Raw genomic sequence first — 17,923 nt, 5'->3', positions numbered from 1 at the left:
CCCACCGCGGGAGCGAGCTGGTGAAGCCCTAGCGAGGTGCCAGTTCGTAACCGGCTTCTTCGACTGCGGCACGCACGTCGGCCTCCGGCACCGGCTCGGAGCTGGTCACCGTCACCGCGCCGGTGGCCAGCTCCACTGCCACGTCGGAAACGCTTTCGATCTCGCTGATCTCCTCGGTCACCGACCGGACGCAGTGCTCGCAGGTCATCCCGGTCACGGTGTAGGTCATCTCGGCCATGGCAATGCCCTTTCCTCGTGCGTCGTCGTGCGGTCTTCGATTTGATGGGGGCTCAGGAGCGCACCAGGCGCGCGACCGCGTCGCTGGCCTCGCGCACCTTCTCCTCGGCGGCTTCGCCGCCCTCGGCGAGCACTTCGGCGACGCAGTGCTTGAGGTGCTCGTCCATCAAGCCCAGCGCGACCGACTGCAGCGCCTTGGTGGTCGCACTGATCTGGGTGAGCACGTCGATGCAGTACTGATCGCCCTCGATCATCTTGGCCAAGCCTCGGACCTGGCCCTCGATGCGGCGCAGCCGCTTGGCGTAGGTGTCCTTGTCCTGGGTGTATCCGTGCATCGTGTCCTCCTCGCTTCATTGATACCCCTAGGGGGTAGGGGTGTCAATAAAAATAGCTGGTCATGGGGGTGTTCTGTTCATGCCCCACAGGTTGGGCTGCTAGGGAGCAGCGGCGGGCGGTGACGCGGGGACGCACGCCCCGGTGCTGTTCTGCTCGTGCGGGGCGGCGTCGCGCAGAAAAGTCCTTCGGTCTGAGGCTCACCGCAGTTCGTGGTGACGGTGCTGCTGCTCAGGCCACAGGGTGATCAGCGGAAGCGGTTGCAGTGGCCTGCGCTTGCGCTGCGGCCGGCAGGCGTAGTCCTTTGAGCGCGAGGGCGTTGACGGCGACGATCACACTGGAGCCGGACATGGTCAGGGCGGCGACCTCGGGACGCAGCATGAGGCCGAACGCCGGTTCGAAGACTCCGGCGGCGATGGGCAAGGCGAGGGCGTTGTAGCCGATGGCCCAGCCGAGGTTCTGCTGCATCTTGCGCAAGGTGCCTCGACCGATGCGCAGTGAGGTGGGAACGTCCAGGGGGTCGGAGCGCATCAGCACCACATCGGCGGTTTCGATGGCGACATCGGTCCCGGCGCCGATGGCGATGCCGAGGTCGGCTTGGGCGAGCGCGGGAGCGTCGTTGACGCCGTCACCGACCATGGCGACCTTCCGGCCGGTGCGTTGCAGTTCGGCGATCTCGGCTGCCTTGTCGCCGGGCAGCACGTCGGCGAGGACGGTGTCGATGCCCAGACGCTGGGCGATGCGCTGGGCGGTGGCCTGGTTGTCGCCGGTGAGCATGACGACTTCGACACCGAGCTCGTGGAGTGCCGACACGGTGGCAGCCGAGGTCTCGCGCGGCGCGTCAGCGATGCCGATCACCGCCGCCGCCCACCCGTCGACAGCGACGAGAACGGCGGTTCGCCCGTTGCCGGCCAGTTCGTCACGGTGTGCCGCGATCGATCCCACAACGATGCCTTCGCGCTCCATCAATCGCCGGTTGCCGACCACGACGCGCTGGCCCGCGACCTGGGCGATGGCGCCGTGACCTGGCACGTTCTCGAACCGTTCGGCGCGGACCGAGTCCACGCTCCGTTCTTCCGCGTGGCGCACGATGGCCTCGGCCAGCGGGTGTTCGGACTGCCTCTCCACGGCCGAGACGAGGCGCAGCACCTCGTGCTGATCGACACCGTTGGTGACCACATCGGTCACTTCGGGCTCGCCCTTGGTCAGCGTGCCGGTCTTGTCCATCACGACGACCTGGATTCGCGCGGAGGTCTCCAGGGCGAGGGCGTTCTTGAACAGCACCCCGCGTTGGGCGCCCAGCCCGGTGCCGACCATGATCGCCGTGGGCGTGGCCAGGCCGAGCGCATCGGGGCAGGTGATGACCACTACGGTGATGGCGAACAGGATCGCGACGCTGAAGGGGCTCCCCGTCAGCAGCCAGACGGCCAGCGTGGCGCCACCGCCGAGCAGGGCGACGAAGACCAGCCAGAATGCGGCGCGGTCGGCGAGTTTTTGCCCCGGGGCTTTGGAGTTCTGGGCTTCCTGGACCAGTTTCACGATCTGGGCCAGGGCGGTGTCGGAGCCGACCTTGGTGGCGCGGATGCGCAAAGTGCCGTTGGTGTTGATGGTGGCCCCGACGACCTCGGAGCCAGCCCCTTTGTGCACCGGGAGGCTTTCCCCGGTGACCATGGACTCGTCGACCTCGCTGTCACCGTCCTCGACAACGCCGTCGACGGCGATCTTGGCGCCGGGGCGGACTAGCAGCAGATCACCCACTTCGACCTCGGCGGTCGGAATCTCGACCGGCTCTTCGCTGCGGAGGACGACGGCTTTGGGCGGGGCGAGGTCGAGCAGAGTGCGGATCGCATCGTTGGCGCCGCCGCGAGCACGCATCTCGAACCAGTGGCCGAGCAGCACGAAAGCGGCGAGCACGGTGGCTGCCTCGTAGAACACCTCGCCGCCGCCGGTCAGGGTGATCACCAGCGAATACAGCCATCCGGAACCGACCGCCACCGCGACGAGCACCATCATGTCCAGCGTGCGTACCCGCAGGGCCCGGACGGCACCGTCGAAGAAGATCCAGCAGGAGTAGAAGATCACCGGCAGGCTCAGCAGCAACGCCCACACGTCCTGCCGCAGCCCGAACGGAGTTGGCACGTCCAGGCCGAGGACCTCCGAGCCGATCGGGGACCAGACCACGATCGGGATCGAGAACAGCAACGCCACCAGGAACCGGTTGCGCATGTCGGCGACCATGTCCGCCATCGACATGGCGGCATGACCCCCATGCCCCATCGCCTCGTGCGGGGAACGCCCCTCTTCCACTTCGGCGTGCTCCTCGCGTTCAGGCAGCACAGCCGTCCCCGCGCGCACCTCGTGGTTGGCATCGTCGGACTCGGCCGGGTCCGGCTCCTGCATCGGATCACAGATGTGGGACGGCACGGACTGCCCGGCGCAGTGGTAACCGCACTCCTGAACCCACCGGCGGAGCTCGGCCAGCGTGGTGCGGTTCGGATTGAAGACCGCTGTCGCGGTCTGGGCGACCGGGTTGACCTCCACAGCCTGGACGCCGGGCCGGCGACCCAGCCGTGCCGCGACGACGTTCTGTTCCGAGGCCCACAGCAACCCACGCACATCGAGCACGGCGGTGCGGGACTCCTTGGACTGATCCGAATGGGCGTGCGCATTGTTCACCGCGATCCCCCTTGAACCAGTGTCGGGCCAGCTCATCCGGCCTGTCCATCTGAGCGGGCGCTTGTCTTGCCGGCGGGTCGTGCGTCCGCTCATCCGGCCGGAGGAGACCACCAGCGATGCCAGCACCACCGTGGTGACGAGGAACTGGGTGTTCTGGTGCGGGCCGCGAGTGCTCGATAGCTGGACTGGCTGGTCCAGCTCCGGTCAGCTGATCTTGGCGAGCAGCGAGCGGCAGGTTTCAGCGCGGCGTCGGCATTCCTCGGCGCAGATCCGGCAGTGCGCGTGCATGGCCGCGTGCCGTGCACATTCGTCACCGCAGCTCTCGCACGCTTGGATGCACGCCTGCAGCTGGGCGCGGGTGATGTTGGTGTGCCGGGACAGGACGCGGGCGGTGACCTCGCAGATGTCCGCGCAGTCGAGGTCGCTGCGAATGCACTTGCGCAGCTCGTCGACCCGCTGTTCGCTCAAGCAGGCATCGGCGCAGGCGGTGCCGACTGCGCGCACTTGATCGCGGCCTGCACCGCGGCGGCGAGCGCCCCCGATCCAGGTTGATCTCGGCCGGGTAGGTGTCGATCATTTCCTGAGCTGGCATGAGTCCTCCCTCGTCGGGACGCCGGCCTCTGCGGTCGCCTCCCGTCTACCCCGGTGGCGCTCCTGCTACTCAGGACGTTTCCCACACGCCCCGTACTTTGCACTCCGCACTGCGCGATGCACGGCAGCTACTGTGGCCGAGAGACGAGTGGCACGTCGCTGGTCTTGGGCCACTGAACAACCATCAGCTCCGAAGTCCCCTTCCAGCTGAGCGCCTGGTTAGCCGATAGTCGAGTGGTGGCAAACCTTTCCGGCCAAGCGCGAGGCGAGCTTCACAAGCGCCGGTGAAGCGGCTCGGAGCATGAGCGCGTTCGGTCTGCCACGGTGTCTCCACGCGGGTATTACCCGAAAGATCAAATCCGTCCTGAGAGAGGCTGTGTCGCCACACTGCGCCGCCCCTCCCTTCCTTGGAAGGGAACTCCGTTTCAACCTGTTAGAGCACGCCTGAGGGTCCGATTGGGCGTCTGACGGTGCCACGACGTCTCGTAACCTGAGTGGGACTCCCTCGAGAGGCATTGACGACGAACGCTCCGTTCAGCTCCGCGATAACACAGAAGGTCCTGGATACCGCGTGCAATGAAGTCGAGTTACCCACCGACAGCGCCGAGCTGATGCGTCTGGGCGAGAACGCGCTTTACCTTCTGCCGGCGCATGGCGTGGTGGTGCGTATCGCGCGCACGATGGACTACTGGGACGATGTCCAGCGCGAAGTCGCCGTGTCGAAGTGGCTGCACGAGGCGGGCCTCCCTGCGGCGCAGGTGGTCGATAAGCTGGAGCAACCCGCTTGCCATCGACGGGCATCCCGTCACGTTCTGGCACTACATCCCCGGCGAACCGGCCCCGTACTCGCGCATCGGAGACCTGGGCGCCCTGCTGCACCTCGCGCATTGTCCGGGAGACAGCCGCAGCGAACCGTAACTGTCGGGTACAACCGCAGACCCCACGAGAACGGCCCGGTGACCGCTCTCGCTGGTCATCGGGCCGTTCTGCTGGTGTGCCAGGTAGAGGATTCGAACCTCTGAAGGCAGTGCCGGCTGATTTACAGTCAGCTCCCTTTGGCCGCTCGGGCAACCTGGCTTGTCAGGACCAGCTCCGTGCGTCCTGCACGATAAAGCTTACATAGCGGCGTCCACCGGATCCGAAGGGGGGTGTGCCGGTAGCGTGTGCTCCGACGATGGTTCCACAGCGAAACAGGAGGTGCGACCGGTGGCAGACCCGTCCTTCGACGTGGTGAGCAAGATCGACCGCCAGGAAGTCGACAACGCGCTGAACCAGGCTGCCAAGGAGTTGGCGAACAGGTTCGACTTCCGCGGTACCGGCACGAAGATCCAGTGGGCCGGCGACGAAGCCATCACCCTGGAATCGGAGACCGAAGAGCGCTGCAAGGCGGCCATCGACGTCTTCAAAGAAAAGCTGATCAAGCGGGGAATCTCGCTGAAGGCTTTCGACGTGGGCGAACCGGCCGCCTCCGGCCAGGTCCACCGGGTGACCGGCAAGCTGGTTCAGGGCATCGAGCAGGACGTCGCAAAGAAGATCTCCAAGAAGATCCGGGACGAAGGCCCCAAGGGAGTCCAGGCCCAGATTCAGGGCGACCAGCTGCGCGTGTCGGGCAAGAAGAAGGATGATCTGCAGTCGATCATCCAGTTGTTGAAGTCCTCCGACTTCGACGTTGCTCTGCAGTTCGAGAACTTCCGCTGAGCAACCCCGCTGGAAAGGAATCCGGGTTGAAAGGGATCGTGCTGGCGGGCGGTAGCGGCACCAGGCTGCATCCGCTGACCCAGGTCGTGTCCAAACAGCTGTTACCGGTGTACGACAAGCCGATGGTCTACTACCCGCTGTCGGTTTTGATGCTGGCCGGTATCCGGGACATCCTGCTCATCTCCACGCCCGCCGACCTGCCGTTCTTCCGCCGGCTACTCGGCGACGGCGCACAGTTCGGCCTCCGCATCGAGTACGCCGAACAGCCGGAACCCAACGGGTTGGCCGAAGCATTCGTGATCGGCGCGGATTTCATCGGCGACGACCCCGTGGCCCTGGTCCTCGGCGACAACATCTTCTACGGCCAGGGCTTCTCCCGGATCCTCCAGCAGAGCAGGGCCGACCTCGACGGTTGCGTCCTGTTCGGATACTCGGTGCGCGATCCGCAGCGCTACGGCGTCGGGGAGACCAATGGCGACGGCCGCTTGGTCTCGATCGTGGAGAAGCCGGAGCAACCCCGGTCCGACAAGGCCATCACCGGGTTGTACTTCTACGACAACGAAGTCGTGGACATCGCCAAAGGGCTGGCACCGTCCCACCGGGGCGAACTGGAGATCACCGACGTCAACATGGCCTACCTCGAGCGCGGGAAGGCCCGGCTGACCGAACTCGGCCGCGGGTTCGCCTGGCTGGACACCGGAACGCACGACTCGCTGCTCGAGGCCTCGCAGTTCGTGCAGATCCTCGAGCACCGGCAGGGCGTGCGCATCGCCTGCCTGGAGGAGATCGCCCTGCGGTGCGGATTCATCTCCGCGGACGAGTGCTACGCGCTCGGGGCGAAGCTCGCCAAATCGACTTACGGCGAGTACGTGATGGAGGTCGCCGCCTCGGCGGGAGCCGAGGGCTGACACCGAGCGTCCGGGAGCCGGCCCCGAAACCGGGGACGCCGGGCCGCCTGCCCTCGCCCTGCTCAGGCGGGCGGCAACTCCCGGCCGGCCATCCCCTCCAACCGGCGCACGCGGTCGCTGATCGGGGGATGGGTGGAGAACAAGCGGGTCATCCGCTCGCCCGGTCTGAACGGGTTGGCGATCATCAGGTGCGCCTGCGAAACGAGTTTCGGTTCCGGCGCGAGCGGCGCCCGCCGGGTGCCGCTCTCCAACTTGCGCAGCGCCGAGGCCAGCGCCAGCGGATCACCGGTGAGTTCCGCCCCGGACGAATCGGCCTGGTACTCGCGTGACCTGCTGACCGCCATCTGCACCACGCCCGCCGCGATCGGCCCGAGCAGTGCGACCAGCAGCATCGCGAACGGGTTGGGGCGGTCCTCGCCGCCACCGCCGAACATGCCGAAGAGCAGGCCGAAGTTCGCCAGGAACGTGACCACGCTGGCCAGCGCTCCGGCCACACTGGAAATCAGGATGTCCCGGTTGTACACATGGGACAGCTCGTGGCCGAGTACCGCCCGCAGCTCCCGCTCGTCGAGCAGTTCGAGGATGCCCGTGGTGCAGCAGACCGCCGCGTTGCGCGGGTTGCGGCCCGTCGCGAAGGCATTGGGTGCGCGCGTGGGACTGATGTAGAGGGAGGGCATCGGCTGTCTCGCCGAGGTCGCCAATTCTCGAACGATTCGATACATCGCGGGCTGCTCGGCCTGGGAAACCGGCTGGGCGCGCATCGCCCGCAACGCGAGCTTGGCCGAATTGAAGTAGGCGTACCCGTTCATGCCCAGCGCCACGACGAAGGCGATGAGCAGACCGCCCCGCCCGAAAAGTGAGCCGATGAGCAGAACGAGCGCACTCATACCGCCCAGGAGCAGGGCGGTCTTCAACCCGTTGAGATGAGTCTTCACGTGCTCGTGCCTCCGCCCTTGAACGAATCGGTGGTGCTGTCGAAGCCGAAGGGCACCCGGTAAACGCTGCACCGCCGCCCGAAGTTCCGCCAGTCGGGCGTGCCGAAGGACACTCGCGCGTTCCGCTAGTCCCAGGCAGATCCAATTCCCCGCAAGTTGGCACTTAGCATGATCGAGGCAGCACTTGCCGTGGCAAACCTTGCCCGCGCTCCCCCGGGCAAGCGGAAAGGACAAAGATGATCTTCTCCAAGCTGCTCGGCCGTTCCGGTGGTAGACGGTCGGGCTCGAGCAGTGGCGGCAGCTACCTGCCCCCGACGCCCCTCGACGGTGGTGTGATCAGCTGCCAGGTGCACGACGAGCAAGGTCGACTCCTCCCCCAGGCCGAAGTCACGGTCGTCGACCGATTCAACCGGGAAGTCGCGGGCGGCCCGACCGACGCGTACGGTTCGTTCCTCGCCGCCGTCTCACCAGGACGCCACAAGCTCTCGATCAACGCGGGCGGTTACAAGCGGGCCAGCACCCCCGTCGAGGTCGGCGTCAACCAGCACGTCATGGTCGGCCGCGTCGAGCTGGAGCCCGACTCCTCCTTGAGCCTGCCGCAACCCGGAACCTGGGTTTTCGACCACTACCACACCGAAGTCCACTTCGTCGCCCAGCACATCGGCGTCTCGAAGATTCGCGGGCGGTTCAACAACTTCAAGGGTCACATCAAGGTCGCCGACCCGTTCGAGAACTCCGAGATCGAGATCGTCATCGATGCGTCCAGCATCGACACCGGTGTGCAGCAGCGGGACGATCACCTGCGGTCGGCGGACTTCCTCGACGTGGAGAACTACCCGCGGCTGTACTTCGTCAGCAACCGGTTCACCCAGGTTCGCGGTGACCGCTGGCAGGTCGACGGTTCCCTCACCCTTCGCGGAACGACGAGCGCGGTGAAGCTCGACACCACCTACCTCGGGCAGCGCCAGTGGCAGGGTCCCGGCTTCGAAAGCGACACCCGCGCCGCGTGCCGGGCCAGCGCCACGCTGCGCCGAGAGGACTACGCCGTCAACTGGCACGCCACCCTCGCCAAAGGCATCGCCGTCGTCGGCCCCACCATCGACATCGAACTGGGCGTGCAGGCGATCCGCCAGTGAAGCCAGTGCATCTGAGGGTCCGGAATCCGGGCGTGCCGGCGGTCTCGGGGACCGCCGGCCTCAGGTGTGCAACTCCATGGTGCAGCACTTCGGGCCACCACCGGACTTCCGCAGCTCCGAGGTGTCCACCAGCACCGGCGCGTACCCCAGGGCCTCCAACTGCCCGGCAAGATCGGTCGCTTCGGACGGCAGCACCACGTTCCGGCCGTCCGACACCCCGTTGAGCCCGAGGCACTCCGCGTCGGCCGAGCTCGCGACGACCGCGTCCGGGAACAGTCGCCGCAGCACCCGCCGCGACCCCGGCGAGAAGGCTTCCGGGTAGTAGGCGATCTGCGGGCGGTCACCGCGTTCGAGCACGAACAGGGCCGTGTCCAGGTGGTAGAACCGCGGGTCGGTCAGCGCCAGGGACACCACCGGCACACCGAGCGCCTCCTGCGCCTCGGCGTGCGCCCTCGGATCGGTGCGGAACCCCGTTCCCGCCAGCAGCAGGGAACCCGTCCAGACCAGATCGCCCTCGCCCTCGTTCGTCCACGACGGCATCGTCAGATCCCGGTAACCGCGCGTGGTGAACCAGCGGCGGTAGTGCTCGGCTTCCGGCGCCCGTTCACGATCGCGGAAGCACGCGCCCAGCACGGTGCCGTCGATGACCACACCCGAGTTCGCCGCGAACACCATGTCCGGCAAGCCCGGCTGCGGCTCGATGAGCGCCACGTCGTGCCCCAGGCGCTCGTAGGTCGCGCGGAGCTGTTCCCACTGCTCCCCGGCCCGCTCGACGTCCACGGGGACGTCCGGGTCCATCCACGGATTGATCGCGTACTCCACCGCGAAGTACTTCGGAGGGCACATCAGGTAGCGGCGACGAGTCGGCGTCCGGGGTTCGGGAGCCGAACGAGAGTCGAGGACAGCAGAGGATACCGTCATGATTCGAAATCTAATCGGCGCCGAATGAGCATTCAATGTCTCCGCGTTGCAGAACATGAGACAGAATGTTGCGTATGGACTCGTTGGATCAGCGAATCGTTTCGCAGCTGGTGTCGGATGCGCGGCAGAGCTATGCCGAGATCGGCACCGAGGTCGGGCTGTCCGCACCGGCGGTCAAGCGGCGCGTGGACCGGCTGCTCGACCAGGGCATCCTGCAGGGCTTCACCGCGGTCGTCGATCCGGAGGCGCTGGGCTGGGGCACGGAGGCCTTCGTGGAAGTGCACTGCCACGGCAACGTACCCACGCAACGGATCCGGAGCGGACTGGAGCCGCTGCCCGAGGTCGTGGCGATATACACGGTCTCGGGGGCAGCGGACGCGATCGTGCACCTGCGGGCCGCCGACATCCACCACTTGGAATCCGCCCTGGAACGCATGCGGGCGGTGGAGTTCATCAGCCGCACGGTCTCGACCGTGGTGCTCTCCCGGCTGCTCGAACGCCCCCCGCAGGCCTGATCCGACCGCGCCCGTCCAGCCAACACGCTCGTCCAGCCCGGCCGGAGCGGTTCAGTTCAGCGACTGGTTTCCGTACCAGGGCTCGAAACCCGCCTGCTCCGCGTCGGCCGCGCTGCGGAACCACACCTCGGCGACCACGCGGTCGTACTGCGGGGAGTCCGGGGTGTGGTACTGCCGCGACGCGAAGTGCCCCTTGACCACTTGGCCCTCGCTGTTTGCCTGCGGCGCCGGCTCGACGGCTTGCTGGACGACGGGACCGGCCTGCTGAGACGACTCGGCCTGCTGAGACGACTCGGCCTGCTCGGTCGGCTCCGGCCGGGCCTCCTCCGTCGACCCTGGCCGGGGCTGCTCGGGCGGTTGGGGCTCGTTGGCGCCCGTTCCACCCGAGTCACCGGCACCGGAGTCACCGGCCTCGGAATCACCGGCGGTCGCCTCCGCCGAAGCAGCTTCCCGCCGGTACCGGCTCAGGTTCTGCCGTCCCGGGCGCGGCCCCGCACCCGGTCGACGGCGCGGCAGCATGCCTTCCTCCGCCGTGTCGGCTTCACCGGCTGGCGCATCGGCCGAGCCGGTTGCCGTATCGGCTCCTCCACCGACGGGAGCACCGTCAGCGGCGGCCGACTGGCTCGCGGGCGTGCTCCGAGGTTGGAAAAGCGACCGCAACTGCCCGGTCTGCTCGGCATCCAGCTTCGCCCCTTGCGAGGGCCGCAGCTCCGGCTCGGCCGAATCCGGCGGGTCGAACGCCGTTGCCCAGGCGAAAGGTTCCTCCGGGTCCACCGTGCTCCCCGTCTGGAACCAGCTGCTCTGCTTCTCGGACTCCGGCTCCGCGTGCTCCCGGACCGGCTCGGGTTCGACAGGGGTGAATCCCGGTTCCGGGGGCGCGGTCGGTGCGGACGCGACCGGCTCGGCGCGCGACTTCGAACCCTGAGCGGTCCCCGCCCGCTGCTCTTCCATCCGAAGTTCGGTTTCGTCCACCGGGGGCGGCCCCACAGCCTCCAGCTCGGAGACGGTGTCCGGTTCCGGTTCCACCGCGGGGAGCTCGGCGCCTCCCCCGGTGTCCGCGGACACCGATGCGGCCGGGCCGCCGACCGCGACCGGCCCCAGCCTGCGCGTATCGGTGTCGTCCGAACCGGAGATCTTCGGTGCCCACGGCCGAGGCCCCCGGTCCCAGGGACCGAGGGCCGGTTCCTTGCGGTCGTCTTCCCGGCGGTCGTCTTCCCGGCGGTCGTCTTCCTGGCGGTCGTCGGTTTCCGCGGGCAGCAGGTCGAGCACCGAATCCGACGCCAACTCGTCGGTGTGCGACTCGTCGAACCGCTCCGGCTCGTCCCCGACGAGGCTCGCGTGGTCAGCGGCCAGTGCCCGCAACCGGCGTCGCATCGGCAGGACGAACAGCAGCCAGGTGATCAGCGACCCCAGCACGAAAGCAGCAAGGCTCCACAGCCAAACCTGGGTGAAAAGCCACGTCACCGACCACAGCCTCCTTGGAGATCATCCACCGCGAGCAGCGAAAGATTACGCCACGGCGGCCCCCAGCAGCCACGCCCGCCGATCACGAATCCACCTCGAATCTCCACACGACTCGCCACGCGGACTCACCCGCCGCGAGCGGACCCGCACCTCGCCGAATCGCCGGACTCACCCGGTGCGGGCCACCACGTAGTCCACCAGCGTTCCCAGCGCATCCCGCGCCGCACAGCTCGGCAACCCGGCCAGTTCGTCGCGCGCTTCCTTCGCGTACTCGTCGAGCTTCTCGCGAGTGCGCATCAGACCGCTCGAACGGCGCAGGAGCTCGAGCGCCTCGTCCACTTCGGCGTCGGATTCGAGCGGCCGGCCCAGCAGGCCCCGCAGCCGCTCGTCGGTGTCCGAAGCGGCCAGCGCGTACAGCATCGGCAGCGTCCGCACGCCCTCCCTCAGGTCGGTGCCCGGAGTCTTTCCCGACTCGGTGGAGGGCGAGGCGATGTCGATGATGTCGTCGGAGATCTGGAAACCGATCCCGACCAGCTTGCCCACGTGCTCCAACGAGCGGACCTGCGCTTCGGTGGCCCCGGAGAACCAGGCGCCGAACTGCCCGGCCGTGGCGATCAGCGAACCGGTCTTCTCGTAGATCACCTGGAGGTAGTGCTCGACCGCGTCCTCACCACCGTCGGGGCCCACGGTTTCGCGCATCTGCCCGGTGACCAAGGCCTCGAACGTCCTGGCCATCTCGCGCACCGCCCCGGTCCCCAGGTCGGCCACCAGCTGCGAGGCCTGCGCGAACAGGAAATCTCCGGTGAGAATCGCCACGGAGTTGTCCCAGCGGGCGTTCGCGCTGGTGGCGCCGCGCCGCATGGTGGCCTCGTCCATCACGTCGTCGTGATACAGCGTCGCGAGATGAACCATCTCGACGACCGCCGCCGACTTGATCACATCCTCGGCAGCGGGATCGCCGAAATGTGCGGCGAGCAGCACGAACAGCGGCCGGATCCGCTTGCCTCCGGCGTCGACCAGATGCCGCGACGTCCGGGTGGCGAAGTCGAACTCGCTGCGCACCGACTCGTGCAGCGTCTCCTCCACCCGAGCCATGTTCCGCTTGACCGAGTCCGCCAGCGCAGGATCCGCGATGCCGAAACCGCCCAGCGGGCCGCCGCCCTCCGGGCCTCCGCTGATCTCGTGGGTCGTACCCCCTGCTGAATCGCTCACGTCACCGTCGCCTTCGCTCCCCCATCGATCACCCCTACGGGCGGGCACTCTACGACACGAAACCACCCACGCCCGCCCAGTCCAAGGCCAACGTCGGCAGCACGCCCAACAACAGCGTCACGACCACACCGAGCGTGATCGCCGCCGTCGTGAACGCTCCCGGCACGCTGACGGTCGGACCGTCGGCAGCGGGCTCGCTGAAGTACATCAGAACGATGACACGAAGGTAGAAGAACGCCGCAACCGCACTGGCCACCAGGGCCACCACCACCAGCGGCGCCATCCCGTCCGCCAGCGCGGCCTCGAAAACCACGAACTTGCCGATGAAACCGCTCGTCAACGGGATGCCCGCGAGCGCGAACAACAGAAACGTGAACACGCCCGCGATCAGCGGTGAACGCTTGGCCAGCCCCGCCCACTCCGAGAGGTGAGTTGCCTCACCATCGGAGGTGCGCACGAGACTGATCACACCGAAGACGGCGATCGTGGTGAACCCGTAGGCCAGCAGGTAGAACATGGTGCCGGAGAGACCCCGGTCGGTCAGCGAGATCGCCCCGATCAGCAGAAAACCCGCGTGGGCCACCGACGAGTAAGCGATCATGCGCTTGATGTCGCTCTGCGTGAGGCCGAGCACCACGCCGATGACCATCGACACGATCGCCACCGCCCAGAGCACACCGCGCCATTCCCAGCTCGACGCCTCGAACGCGACCTGCAGAACCCGCAGGATCGCGCCGAAAGCCGCGACCTTGGTGCACGCGGCCATGAACCCGGTCACCGCCGTCGGCGCACCCTGGTAGACGTCCGGCGTCCAGGAGTGGAACGGACCGACCGACGCCTTGAACAGCAGGCCCACCACCAGCAGACCAAGCCCGGCGAACAGCAGCGTGTCGGACCGGTCGGTGCCGGCCGTGGCGTCCGCGATCGCCGACAAGCGCACCGATCCCGCATAGCCGTACAGCAGCGCCAAGCCGTACAGGAAGAACGCCGACGCGAACGCCCCCAGCAGGAAGTACTTCACCGCGGCCTCCTGCGAGAGCAGCCGACGGCGCCTTCCCAACCCGCACATCACGTACAGCGGCAGGCTCAGCACTTCCAGCGCGATGAACATCGTCAGCAGGTCGTTGGCCGCACAGAACACCATCATGCCGCCGAGGGAGAACAGCGTCAGCGGGAAGACCTCGGTGCGCATCACGGCGGCCGCCCGGCGCTGCTCACCCTGCTCGGCCTCGCCTGCCGACTCCGCGACGAACGCCCCGCCCGGTTCCACCGAGCGATCGGCGATCATCAGGACCGCCGCCGTCCCCATCGCAAGCAACGTTCCCCACAGGAACAGCGCGGGCGGGTCGATCGCGAGCGTGTCGGACAGCGTGGTCAAACCGTGCGGCTGGGCCGCTCGCGCGTAGTCGATCAGCGCGACGCCCGCACTCGCGAGTGCGAGCAGGGTCACCGTCACCTGCACCGACCACCGTTGGCGGCGGGGCAGGAACGTCTCCACGAGAACGCCCACACAGGCCGCACCGAGGATCAACAGCACCGGTGCGATCGCCGCGTAGTCGATCGCGGGCACCTCCACCTGCTGAGCCTGCACGCTCGTCACCACACCCATCCTCAGTTACCTCCCTGCGAGGTCACGGGATCGACTACGCCGACCTCGCTCATGGTTGCCTCCACCGACGGGGTGATCACGTCGAGAACCGGCTGCGGGTAGAAACCCAGCGCGAGCACCAGCACGACCAGCGGTGTGAGCACGGCGATCTCGCGCGGACCGAGGTCGGGTACCCGCGCACGGTGGGCACCGGCCTTGTTCGGATCGATCACGGCCCCCGGTCCGCCCGCGGTGCCGAGCAGTGCGTCACCCGTGACCGGCCCCTGCATGACCCGCTGGTAGAGCCGCAACACGTAGACGGCGGCGAGGACCATGCCCACCGTGGCCACCACCGTGTACACCGGCCGGGTCGGGAACGAACCGATCAACACCAGGAACTCGCTGATGAACGAGTTCGTGCCGGGCAGCGACAGGGTGCTCAACCCGGCGATCAGCAGCATGCCCGCGAGCAGCGGTGTGACCTTCGCCATGCCGCCGTAGTCGGCGATCCGGGTGGAACCACCGCGCGCGATGACCATGCCGACGGCCAGGATCAGCATGCCGGTCGCGATGCTGTGGTTGAGCATGTACGAAACCGACCCCACCTGCGCCTGCGTGGTGAACGCGAAGATTCCCAGCGCGATGAACCCGAAGTGCGCGATCGAGACGTAGGCGATGAACCGCTTCAGGTCGCTCTGCCCGAAGGCCTGCAACGAGCCGTAGATGATGCCGAGCACGGCCAGCACCAGTACCAGCGGCGCCAGCAGCTGCGAGGCGTCCGGGGTCAGCGGCAGGCTGTACCGCAGGAAACCGAACGTGCCGACCTTGTCCAGGACACCGACCACGATCACCGCCACCCCGATCGGGGCCTGCTGCGCGGCGTCCGGCAGCCACGTGTGGAACGGGATCAGCGGCGCCTTGATGGCGAATGCGGTGAAGAAGCCGAGGAAGATCCACACCTGCACGCTGGTCGGCGCACCGGCGAGCACCGTGGTCAACGTCGCCCAGTCGAACGTGCCCTGACCGGTCGTCTCGGCAGCGTAGACGTACGCGCCGATCGCCGAGGCCAGCATGATCAAGCCGCCGAGGAACGAGTACAGGAAGAACTTCACCGCAGCGTACGTGCGGCGCTCACCGCCGTAGGCGCCGATGAGGAAGTACATCGGGACCAGCATGATCTCGAAGAGCACGTAGAACAGAAACACGTCGGTCGCGGCGAACACCGCCACCGTCAGCGCCTGCTCCACCAGCAGCAGCGAGAAGAAGCCGCCGTGCGTCCGCCCGGCGGGCAACCGCTCGCCCCAGCTGAACCCGAGCACCAGCGGCATCAGCAGCGCGATGACCGCGATCATGACCAGGGCGATGCCGTCCACGCCGAACGACAACCGGATGTCGAACCGCGGGATCCACTCGACCGAACTCGCCAGCTGCAACCGCGGACCGGCAGGGTCGAAGGCCAGCCACGCGGCCGCGGCGATCACCAGTTCCACCAGCGAGACCGCGAGCGCGGTGAGCTTGGCGACCGCCTCGTTGCGGCGCAGCAGGGCCACCGCCACCGCACCCGCGAGGGGCAGCAGAATCAGCGCGAGGAGCAGGGTCATCGGATCTCCTCTTCCAACAACTCACTCGTCCGAGTGCGGATGGTCAATTTCTCGGGAAATTGACGGTCACGAGGTGACGTGGTCATGGCATCCCCACCGCCATCAGGGCGGCGATCAGGAGCACGCCGCCGGTGAACATCGACAGGGCGTAGGACCGCACGAACCCGGTCTGCCAGCGACGCAACCAGTGCGAGCTGCCGCCGAGGGTGGCCGCGAAACCGTCGACCGCGCCGTCCACCGCCTTGCGGTCGACGAAAACCAGCACCCGGGTCAGCGTCCGGGTGGGCAGCACGACCAGGACGTGGTTGAGCGCGTTGCCGTAGAGATCGGCGCGCGCCGCCCGGACGACCGGGGACACCCGCTGCGGCCGTGCGACCGGAACCGACTTGCGTCCGACGAACACCCAGGCGGCGAGCGCACCGAGCGCCGACAACGCCACCGTCAGCACCGGGATGATCGCGTGCGGCAGCACACCGTGCGCGCTCTCCTGCAGGCCCCCGAGCGATGGCGCGAGGAAACCCGCCAGCCGATCCCCGGAAGCCAGGAATCCGCCCGCCAGCACCGATCCGATCGCGAGCACGATCATCGGTGCGGTCATCACCAGCGGCGACTCGTGGGGGTGGAACGACTTCTCGGCGCCGGAGGCATCGGTGGACGTCAGGTTCTCCCAGCGCTTCTCGCCGAAGAACGTCATCAGCACCAGGCGGGTCATGTAGAACGCCGTGAGCCCGGCACCCAGCAGTGCGATCCCGCCGAACACCCAACCGCGCCAGCCCTCCTGGCCGAACGCGGCTTCGATGATCGCGTCCTTGGAGTAGAAGCCGGACAGGAACGGGAACCCGATCAGCGCGAGGTAGCCGAGTCCGAAGGTGACGAACGTGATCGGCATGTACTTGCGCAAGCCACCGAACTTGCGCATGTCGACCTCGTCGTTCATCGCGTGCATCACCGAACCGGCACCGAGGAACAGGCCCGCCTTGAAGAAGCCGTGCGTGAGCAGGTGCATGATGCCCAGCGCGTAGCCTGCCGGACCGAGCCCGACCGCGAGGATCATGTAGCCGATCTGGCTGACCGTCGAGTACGCCAGCACCTTCTTGATGTCGTCGTAGGCGCAGCCGATGATGCACCCGACCAACAACGTCACCGCACCGATGAGCGCGACCACCAGACGACCGTCCGGCGTGAGCGTGTAGAGCGGATTGGCCCGCGCGATCAGGTAGACACCCGCGGTGACCATGGTCGCCGCGTGGATCAGCGCCGAAACCGGGGTGGGGCCTTCCATCGCGTCCGGCAACCACGCCTGCAGCGGAACCTGGCCGGACTTACCGCAAGCACCGAGCAGCAACAGCAGCGCGATCGCCAGCAACACGCCCGACGGCAGTTCACCGGCTCGCGCGAACACCTCGGTGTACTGCGTGGTGCCCAGGTTCGCGAACAGCAGGAAGATCGCCAGTGCGAGGCCGATGTCGCCGACGCGGTTCATCACGAACGCCTTCGTCGCGGCGGCCGCCGCCGAGGGGCGTTGCTGCCAGAACCCGATCAGCAGGTAGGAGGCGAGACCGACGCCCTCCCAGCCGAGGTAGAGGGTCACGAAGCTGTTGCCCAGGACCAGGATCAGCATCGCGGCGACGAACAGGTTCAGGTATCCGAAGAACCGGCGGCGTTCGGTGTTGTCCCCGCCGGCCCGGCCCTGCTGATCGTGGGCCATGTATCCCACCGAGTAGATGTGGATCAGTGATCCCACCCCGGTGATCAGTAGCACGAAGACCATCGACAGCGGGTCCAGCCGCAACCCGAAGTCGACCTGCAGCGCCTCGACCGGGATCCACGAGAACATGTGCAGTTCGCGGATCTGCCCGCCGGTGGACCCGGCGATCGAGGAGAACAGGGCCAGCCCGTACAGGAAGGAGGCGATGACGGTGGCACAGCCGAGCAGGTGCCCCCATCCGTTCGCGCGCCGACCTGCCACGAGCAGAACGAGCGCACCGAACGCGGGCATGGCCAGCAGCAGCCACGCGTTCTGCTGGACGAATCCCTGTGCCCCGACCGGATCCAGGACCGGCGGAACCGCGCCGGGGAAAGCCCCGGTAGACATCATTGCCGTCACC

15 protein-coding genes and 1 tRNA gene are annotated in these 17,923 nt (G+C 67.5%); 4 read left to right on the top strand and 12 right to left on the bottom strand.

All coding sequences use genetic code 11. The features are described 5' to 3' along the window. Positions 1-28 precede the first annotated feature (28 nt). The 5 genes from ACYVAN_RS17470 to ACYVAN_RS17450 all read right to left on the bottom strand — a co-directional run bounded on the left by ACYVAN_RS17470 (position 29) and on the right by ACYVAN_RS17450 (position 4,914). Positions 29-238 (bottom strand): heavy-metal-associated domain-containing protein, encoded by a 210-nt coding sequence (locus tag ACYVAN_RS17470; RefSeq protein WP_460960910.1) that lies wholly within the window; start codon positions 236-238, stop codon positions 29-31. Between the two features lie 52 nt (positions 239-290). Beyond that, the gene (locus ACYVAN_RS17465; RefSeq protein WP_460960908.1) at positions 291-572 is read right to left on the bottom strand and encodes a metal-sensitive transcriptional regulator; all 282 of its coding nucleotides are present in this window, start codon (positions 570-572) and stop codon (positions 291-293) included. Between the two features lie 229 nt (positions 573-801). Next, on the bottom strand, positions 802-3,246 hold the full coding sequence (locus ACYVAN_RS17460) for a heavy metal translocating P-type ATPase (protein ID WP_460960906.1): 2,445 nt from the start codon (positions 3,244-3,246) through the stop codon (positions 802-804). 204 nt (positions 3,247-3,450) lie between these two features. Then, complete coding sequence (locus ACYVAN_RS17455) at positions 3,451-3,714, bottom strand: four-helix bundle copper-binding protein (RefSeq protein ID WP_460960904.1); 264 nt, start codon at positions 3,712-3,714, stop codon at positions 3,451-3,453. 1,118 nt (positions 3,715-4,832) lie between these two features. Continuing rightward, a tRNA-Tyr gene (locus ACYVAN_RS17450) sits at positions 4,833-4,914 on the bottom strand. 129 nt (positions 4,915-5,043) lie between these two features. On the opposite strand from ACYVAN_RS17450, the gene ACYVAN_RS17445 reads away from it, so the two are divergent. Beyond that, positions 5,044-5,535: a YajQ family cyclic di-GMP-binding protein gene (locus ACYVAN_RS17445; protein ID WP_460960902.1), complete on the top strand. Its 492-nt coding sequence runs from the start codon at positions 5,044-5,046 to the stop codon at positions 5,533-5,535. A gap of 26 nt (positions 5,536-5,561) precedes the next feature. Continuing rightward, positions 5,562-6,443 carry a glucose-1-phosphate thymidylyltransferase RfbA gene (gene rfbA, locus ACYVAN_RS17440; RefSeq protein WP_460960900.1) on the top strand — a complete coding sequence of 294 codons (882 nt, stop codon included), beginning with the start codon at positions 5,562-5,564 and terminating at the stop codon, positions 6,441-6,443. A 62-nt stretch (positions 6,444-6,505) separates the two neighbouring features. On the opposite strand, the gene htpX is transcribed toward rfbA, so the two are convergent. After that, entirely contained in the window at positions 6,506-7,378 is an 873-nt protein-coding gene (gene htpX, locus ACYVAN_RS17435; protein ID WP_460960898.1) for a zinc metalloprotease HtpX, read from the bottom strand. A gap of 236 nt (positions 7,379-7,614) precedes the next feature. Here htpX and ACYVAN_RS17430 point away from each other — a divergent pair, with 236 nt between their 5' ends. Next, positions 7,615-8,514 (top strand): YceI family protein, encoded by a 900-nt coding sequence (locus ACYVAN_RS17430; RefSeq protein ID WP_460960896.1) that lies wholly within the window; start codon positions 7,615-7,617, stop codon positions 8,512-8,514. Positions 8,515-8,574: 60 nt separating this feature from the next. Here the strand turns inward: ACYVAN_RS17430 and ddaH are convergent, their stop codons facing one another. Further along, positions 8,575-9,435 (bottom strand): dimethylargininase, encoded by an 861-nt coding sequence (gene ddaH, locus ACYVAN_RS17425; RefSeq protein WP_460960894.1) that lies wholly within the window; start codon positions 9,433-9,435, stop codon positions 8,575-8,577. Positions 9,436-9,509: 74 nt separating this feature from the next. Between ddaH and ACYVAN_RS17420 the strand changes: the two genes are divergently transcribed. Further along, entirely contained in the window at positions 9,510-9,950 is a 441-nt protein-coding gene (locus ACYVAN_RS17420; RefSeq protein ID WP_460960892.1) for an Lrp/AsnC family transcriptional regulator, read from the top strand. Between the two features lie 51 nt (positions 9,951-10,001). On the opposite strand, the gene ACYVAN_RS17415 is transcribed toward ACYVAN_RS17420, so the two are convergent. The 5 genes from ACYVAN_RS17415 to nuoL form a co-directional block, all read right to left on the bottom strand. Continuing rightward, the gene (locus tag ACYVAN_RS17415) at positions 10,002-11,414 is read right to left on the bottom strand and encodes a sunset domain-containing protein (RefSeq protein WP_460960890.1); all 1,413 of its coding nucleotides are present in this window, start codon (positions 11,412-11,414) and stop codon (positions 10,002-10,004) included. Positions 11,415-11,582: 168 nt separating this feature from the next. Next, positions 11,583-12,626, bottom strand: coding sequence for a polyprenyl synthetase family protein (locus tag ACYVAN_RS17410; RefSeq protein ID WP_460960888.1), 1,044 nt, complete (start codon positions 12,624-12,626; stop codon positions 11,583-11,585). Between the two features lie 49 nt (positions 12,627-12,675). Further along, positions 12,676-14,226, bottom strand: coding sequence for an NADH-quinone oxidoreductase subunit NuoN (gene nuoN, locus ACYVAN_RS17405; protein ID WP_460960886.1), 1,551 nt, complete (start codon positions 14,224-14,226; stop codon positions 12,676-12,678). Positions 14,227-14,237: 11 nt separating this feature from the next. Next, a complete protein-coding gene (locus ACYVAN_RS17400; RefSeq protein WP_460960884.1) occupies positions 14,238-15,815 on the bottom strand; it encodes an NADH-quinone oxidoreductase subunit M in 1,578 nt (525 codons plus the stop codon). 82 nt (positions 15,816-15,897) lie between these two features. Beyond that, a complete protein-coding gene (gene nuoL / locus ACYVAN_RS17395) occupies positions 15,898-17,913 on the bottom strand; it encodes an NADH-quinone oxidoreductase subunit L (RefSeq protein ID WP_460960882.1) in 2,016 nt (671 codons plus the stop codon). Between the last annotated feature and the right edge of the window lie 10 nt (positions 17,914-17,923).

The organism is Parasphingorhabdus pacifica (assembly GCF_054779195.1).
This window is presented reverse-complemented; position numbering and strand designations above follow the sequence as displayed.